Origin of the sequence: Paracidovorax valerianellae (assembly GCF_900102625.1) — a bacterium.
In the GTDB taxonomy this organism is placed as follows: domain Bacteria; phylum Pseudomonadota; class Gammaproteobacteria; order Burkholderiales; family Burkholderiaceae_C; genus Paracidovorax; species Paracidovorax valerianellae.
In genome coordinates, this window is record NZ_FMZC01000032.1 from 1 (window position 1) to 7,170 (window position 7,170).

The following is a 7,170-nucleotide window of genomic DNA, read 5'->3' on the forward strand; positions in this document are numbered from 1 at the left end:
CGAGCCGCACTCCGGTGGTCAGGGGCCAGAAGGTTTCCCAGACGGAGACGTCAAAGCCGAACGGGGCCTTGTGCAGCACGGTGTCGCTGGCGTTCAGGGCGTAGGTCTGCTGCATCCAGGCCATGCAGCTGTGCAGGGCGCCGTGGCGAACGGCAGCGCCCTTGGGCCTTCCGGTGGAGCCGGAGGTGTAGATGACGTAGGCCAGGTTCTCCGCATGCAGCGGCACCTTCGGGTCGTGCTCTGGCTCGTCGCTCAGCTGCAGCGTGTCCAGCGCCAGGACGTCCAGCCCGGATGCTGGGGGGATCGCTCCGCTCAGGTGGCTTTGCGTGAGCAGCAGTGCGATGCCGCTGTCCTGCACCATGTACGCCAGCCGCTCTGGCGGATATTCCGGGTCCAGGGGAACGTAGGCGCCCCCTGCCTTCAAGATGCCCAGCAGGCCCACCACCATCTCGGTACTGCGCTCGACCAGAATGCCCACCCGTGTCTCGGGCCGCACGCCCAGCCGCACCAGCCGGTGCGCCAGCCGGTTGGCCCGCGCGTTGAGCTCGCCGTAGCTCAAGTGTTCTTCGCCGAACACCAGCGCAGGGGCCTGCGGCTGCGCCAGCGCCTGGCGCTCGAACAGCTCGTGCACGGGCACGGGCGCTCCGTGGCCCTGGCGGTTGTCGCCCCAGGCCGCCAACTGCGCCTGCTCGGCTTGGCCCAGCAGGGGCACTTCCCCCACCAACTGATCGGGGTGCTCGGCCAGGGCCTGCAGGAGCGCTATGTAGTGCCCCGCCATTCGCTCCATCGTCTGCGCTTCGAACAGTTCCGCCGCGTAGATAAACGCAGCCTCGACCTGACCGGCTCCGGTTTCACAGGTTTGCAGGGTCAGTTCGAACTGCGCGGCTTCTTCATCGAAGTCCAGCCGTCCCACCGTCACGCCAGGCCAATCTGCCAGCGAACGATGGTCGCGACGCAGGTGGTTGAACATGACTTGAAACAACGGGCTGGTGCTCAAGCTGCGCTCGGGGCGCATGGCAGCGACCAAGTGCTCGAATGGCAGTTCTTGATGCGTCTGGGCACCAATGGCGGTATCGCGGGTCTGCTCTAGCAGTGCCGCGCCGTCCAAGCGGCCATCCAACCGGGCTCTCAATACCTGGGTGTTGACGAAGAACCCGACCACACCGACTGTTTCCGTCCGGTTGCGATTGGCCACCGGTACGCCCACGCGGACATCGGCCTGCCCCGTGTATCGGTGTAACAGCGCATGGAAGCCGCTGAGCAACGCCATGAACAAAGTGGCGCCCTTGCCCTGGGCGGCCCGGCGCAGCGTGAGCACCAGCGATTCCGGCAGAACCATGCGGTGCTGCGCAGCGCGATAACGTCCATCGCCGCGGCGTGGCCGGTCCGTGGGGAGGGACAGCGCCGGCTGCTCCTGGCCCAGTTTGGCACGCCACCATGCCAATTGCCGATCGCCTTCCCCACTGGCGAGCCATTGCGCCTGCCAAGCGGCATAGTCCGTGTATTGGATGGGCAGGGGCTGCAACACGGGCACTTGGCCGCGCACACGGGCAGCGTACTGCACCGCCAGTTCGTCGAGGATCACCTGCACCGACCAGCCGTCCGAAATGATGTGGTGCATGACCACCAACAACTCGTACGCGAGCTCATCGCGTTGGATCAGCAACACTCGCATCAGCGGCCCGGTGCTCAAATCGAACGGCGTGCCGCGCAGTTTCTGCACCGCATCGCTTCGACGAGCCTCTTGTGCATCGGGCGGCATGCCACGCAGGTCCAGAGACGGCAGATCCATTCGCCCAGCGGGTTGCACACATTGCTCGGCACTTCCATCTGCTGCTTCTGCGAACACGGTGCGAAGCGATTCATGGCGCTCGACCAGAGCGTGCAAGCTTGCCACCAGTGCCGCTTGATTCACCGCGCCATCCAGGCGAAGCCCGCCGCTCACGTGGTATGCCGTGCTGGTGGGGTCGAGCTGCCAAAGAAACCACATCCTTTGCTGGGCCGCCGACAGCGCCGTCCGGCCGGGCGCGCTGCGCCCAACGATGGCCTGCGGCAATGGCACGGCGGAGGCAACCGCCTGCGCAGCGCCCCGCAGCCGCTGTTGCAGTTGTGCGCGCTGCTCAGGCGTCAGGCCCGCGCGGCGGGCAGAAAGGTCTTGGGTTTCTGGCATGGATCGTCTTGAAAACAGTGGGGTCAGGCGGCAGCAGACAACGAATTGGGGGCGGCATCTGCGTCGGTATCGGCGGCAGCAGTGCTGCATTCGATGTCGTCGATCAAGCGCGCCTCGACCAATAGCGCCAGTGCACCCAGCGTGGGCGCCTTGAAGAAAGAAGCGGGGTGAAGCTCCACGGCATAGGCTTTTCGCACCCGGGCCAGCAACTGGATCGCGAGAAGCGAGTCGCCACCCAGTTCGAACAAGTTGTCGTGCACGCCGACCCGATCCATGCCCAGCATGTCCTGCCAGACCTCGGCCAAAGCCACCTCCAGATCTCCGTCCGGCGCCACATAAGCGGTCTGCAACACAGGGCGGGGGTGCCGGCTGCGGGCCGGGCGGCCATTGGCTCCCGGTGTGGACTCGATGAGTTCAAGCATGCCGTTGTCGATGTCGCCAAGGCGCTGCATCAGATTGGTGGTGGAGATCACCACCTGCGCATGCGCGGGGCCGTTGACGATGCGTTCAAGGGCACGGGCGCCCTCGGGGCCATCCATGCCCACACCGTGCGGAAGCACGAGGCCAGCCGCCATGCCCAAATCGCGCCAGGCATCCCAATTGACCGAGACCACCGGAAAGCCGGAGCGTTGCTCCAACGCGGCTACGGCGTCCAGGTAGGCATTGGCGGCGGCGTAGTCGCTCATGCCCAACCCTCCCGCCATGCTGGAAATGGAGGAGCAAAGCAATACGAAATCAAGCGGCTCACCACGCACCGCGGCAAGCAATGCCTGCGTCCCGCCCAGCTTCGGTGCGAACACTGCCTGGGCTGCCGCTGCGCTGCGCTGGGCCATCATTCCGCTGTTGGCATACCCTGCCGCGTGGATGACGCCATTCAAGGGACCGAACCGTTGCCGTGCTTGCGAAACCGCCACCAGCATTTGTGCGGGGTCCGCCACATCGGCGGCCAGCGTGAGCACCTCGCCTCCCAAGGCTTGCAGATCTTTCAACTGGGCCAGTTTCAGGCGCAGTTCCGAAGGCTGCGCGATGTCTGCGATCAGTGCATCCCATTCTTCGGGCGCGGGTACCGGCGTGCGTCCCAGCAGCACCAAACGGGCCTGCCAATGCTCGGCCAAGTGCTTTGCGACGGCCAGGCCCACGCCGCCAAGACCTCCGGTGATCAGATAAACGCCCCGCGATCGAAAGCGGGAGGGCGCAGCCAAATCGGTGCGCGGCAATGGCGCATAGGCAGGCCGCCATACTTTTCGCCCGCGATACGCCCGTACCGGGTCATCGCGGCGGCGCTGCGCGTCGGCGACCAGTTCTCGGACAAGCCAGGCATCGCTCGCGCCGACAGAAGGCAGAACCAAGTCGGTTGCTCGGCAATCGATGTGCGGGTATTCCTGACCGATCACTTTGCACAACGCGACCAACATGCTGTTTTCAGGGCACAGCGGATCGGCGCCCGACACATCGGCCATCCGGCTCGCAATCACACGAAGGGCCAATGGGCTTTCACGATTCGGTGCCGCGTCGTTCAAGGCTTGCACGAGGGCCAAAACGCTGAAGTACCCGCGTTCTAGCACAGCATCGGACGAGCCAGGGGCCGCATCGAGCGCCCAGAGGTGGTGAATTTCCGCCACGGGTCCATGCGCTGCCTGCACTCGCGCCAGCATCTGCGCGTGATCGGCCCGGTGATTGGCGCGAACGACATGGTGCAGCGGGCCAATCGGGTGGCTGGCCGTTCCCATCTCTACCAGGACCACGGCGTGGCCCCGAGCCGATCTTTTCCGGATGGCCTGCATCAGGCTTTCGCAGAACTCGCCTTGGTCACCGAGGACCAGCGTGCACGCTCCGGCACGTGCTTTGGCCACCGTAGCCTCGATGGGAGGAACGGTCTCCCAGCCGGGCAGATAGAACGAATCGATCGCCACAGGTTTCGTCGACGCAAACGGTTTCCCTGCCGCAGGTGCATCTACCCAATAGCGCCGGCGCTGAAAAGCGTAGCCCGGCAGCGCGAGCCGGTGGCGCTGGCCTGGCGGATGGAAGGCCGCCCAATCGATGGCCACGCCCGCGCACCAGAGCCCGGCCAGCGTCTGCGCCATGTGGCGTTCGTTGTGCGCCCGCTGCTGAGGGTGTGCCTGGCTGGACCAGATGCCCGCGGCGGTGTGAGCCGAAGGGTGCTGGCGCGCAAGGCCCGACAGAGTCTCTCCGGGGCCGACCTCCAGCAGCACCCGGCCGGGGGTCTTGAAGACAACGTCCAATCCATCTGCGAAACGCACCGTGCCGCGCAGGTGTCGGGCCCAGTAGTTCGGATCGGTGGCCTGCTCCGCCGTGATGGTCTGACCCGTCACGTTCGACAGGAAGGGAATGCGTGGCGCTTGGCGCGGCACAGCGCTGACCGCCTGCTGCAATGCCACCGCTATGCCCTCGGTCATGGCGGAGTGGGAGGCCACTTCGACATGCAGGCGGCGCGGAAAATGTTGATGGGCGAGCAAGGCCTGCTCTGCCGCTTCGATGGCTTTCAGCGGCCCGGCGAGCACACACAATTGCGCGCCGTTGACCGCGGCAATATCGCAGCCAGCCACAACGAAGGGCGCCAGTTCCGCTTCGGGAAGCGCGATGGCGGTCATGGCACCCGTAGGCAGCGACTGCATGAGCCGGCCTCTGAGGGCCACGAGGTGCAAGGCATCCTCCAGGGCGAACACACCCGCCAGGCAAGCGGCCACGTATTCGCCCAGGCTGTGGCCCAGCAAGAGACTGGGCTGCACACCGCGCGACATCCAGAGCCGCGCCATCGCATATTCGACAACGAAGAGCGCAGGCTGTGTGAACTCGATGCGGGCCAACCGAGCATCGGCTGCGGCTTCGCCACCGTCTGTGGGGTACAACAACGGCAGCAGATCCAGCCCTTCGGACTGCTGCAGAACCTGGAAGCAGCGATCAACCTCTTCGCGAAAGACGGGCTCGTTGCGGTAAAGGTCCTGCCCCATGTTGGCATGCTGCGTGCCGCCGCCCGGCAAGAGAAACACCACGCTGGGCGGCGCCTCGGGCGACCGGACGGGGTGACGGAACAACTCTTCGGAATTCACCAGGCCCTGCGCGGCCGATGCAGTGCTGTCGCTGACGATCGCAGCACGCAGGGGAAAGGCGCGGCGCCCTGCCTGCAAGGTGAAGGCCACGTCGGCCAAGGGTGTGTCGACCTGAGCAATCAAATACTTCCCCAGTGCGTTCGCAGCCTGCTGCAATGCCAGAGGGCTCTGTGCCGACATCGGCAGCACGTGCCAGCCGGCCACTGACTGCATCCGGGCGGGCATCGCAGGCGCCTCTTCCAGCACTACATGCACATTGGTGCCGCCGATGCCGAAAGAACTCACTCCTGCGCGGCGCGGCACGCCACTGCGCGGCCAGGGTTGCGCAGCAGCGTTGACGTAGAAAGGACTGTTCGCGAAATCGATCGCCGGGTTGGGCTGTTCGAAATGGAGGCTGGGCGGAAGGGTCCGGTGCTTGAGTGCCAGTACCGCGCGGATCAGCCCCGCCACACCCGCCGCAGCGTCGAGGTGACCGATGTGGGTCTTGGCTGAACCCAGGGCGCAAAACCCCTTGCGCTCGGTATCGGCACGGAAAGCCTGGGTCAGCGCCGCGACTTCTATGGGGTCGCCCAGCACCGTGCCGGTGCCATGCGCTTCGACATAGCCGATGGTGTCGGCCGCCACTCCGGCAATCAACTGGGCCGCGCGGATCACCTCGGCCTGCCCGTTCACGCTGGGCGCGGTGAACCCGACCTTGTCCGAGCCGTCGTTGTTCATGGCCGAACCCTTGATCACTGCGTGGACCGTGTCGCCGTCTCGCAAGGCATCTTCCAGGCGCTTGAGCACGACGATGCCGCAACCGCTGCCGATCACAGTGCCGCCGGCACGGGCATCGAAGGCGCGGCAATGCCCGTCGGGCGAAAGGATCGCCCCAGGCTGGTAGCGATAGCCATCCTCCTGCAACAGGTTGAGCCACACGCCTCCGGCAAGGGCCATGTCGCAATCCTGGCCGAGCAATGCCTGGCAGGCGGTGTGCACGGCCACGAGCGAGGTCGAACAGGCGGTCTGAACCGTCACCGCGGGCCCACAAAGATCGAGCTTGTAGGCCACCCGCGTGCAGAGAGAACTGCTGGCATTGGCGCTCAGCAGGCCCAGCAGTTCCGCAATGCCGGTGTTTTGCTCGAGGCCGAAAGCGGGTAGCAGGTGCCGGATCAGGTACAAGTGGGGGCCTTCGCCGGCGTATACGCCGACCTTGCCCGGCCAACGTTGCGTGTCGCAGCCTGCATGTTCCAGAGCGGCCCAGGCGCACTCCAGGAAAACGCGTTGCTGCGGATCGAGTTGTTCGGCCTCACGAGGGGTGTAGCCGAACAGTCCCGCATCGAACTCGTCGGCGCCTTTGAAAGGCACGCCGGCCTTGACGTAGTCCGGATCGTCCAACAGGGACTGCGGCACGCCGCGCTGGCGCAGTGACCCGTCGCTGAAGCGCTGAACGGCTTCAGCGCCCGTTTTGATCTGGCGCCAGAAAGCGTCCACATCATCGGCCCCGGGGAATCGACCGGCCATTCCAACGATGGCGATCTCGATGCCGGTCCATTCCGGATGAGGTTGTGTGCTGGGCATCAGTTCACTCCTGCTGCGGATTGGCGGCGTTGGATGAGTGCGGCGCGCTGGCGCAGCGCGCGGTGGTCTGCTTTTGCCGCCTCGGAGGGCGCGGCTGTCGCACCTTGTTGGATGCGCCGGGCCAAGGCCGCGACCGTGGGGTATTGAAAAAGCTGTACCAGGGGCAGCGAAACCTGGCAGCGATCCTGGAGCATCCGGTGCACGCGGACCAGCAACAAAGAATGGCCGCCGATATCGAAGAATGGGTCATGTCGCCCGACGCGTTCCAGGCCCAGCACCTCGGCCCAGATGGCGGCCAGCGCCTCCTCGATCTCCCCCTGTGGCGCTTCATAGCCTTCGCTGGCCCCGAACTGCGCCGCAGGCAGCGCC

General features: G+C 65.7%; 3 protein-coding genes. All 3 read right to left on the reverse strand.

The genetic code is table 11. The features are described from left to right. The coding region (locus BLT03_RS23415; protein WP_139160526.1) for a condensation domain-containing protein at positions 1 to 2,170 on the reverse strand (2,170 nt) is incomplete at its 3' end. A gap of 23 nt (positions 2,171 to 2,193) precedes the next feature. Beyond that, positions 2,194 to 6,801: a type I polyketide synthase gene (locus BLT03_RS23420; RefSeq protein WP_092746181.1), complete on the reverse strand. Its 4,608-nt coding sequence runs from the start codon at positions 6,799 to 6,801 to the stop codon at positions 2,194 to 2,196. Beyond that, positions 6,801 to 7,170 (reverse strand): phosphopantetheine-binding protein (locus BLT03_RS23425; protein WP_139160527.1); only part of this gene is annotated, 370 nt, incomplete at its 5' end. The genes BLT03_RS23425 and BLT03_RS23420, both read right to left, overlap by 1 nt.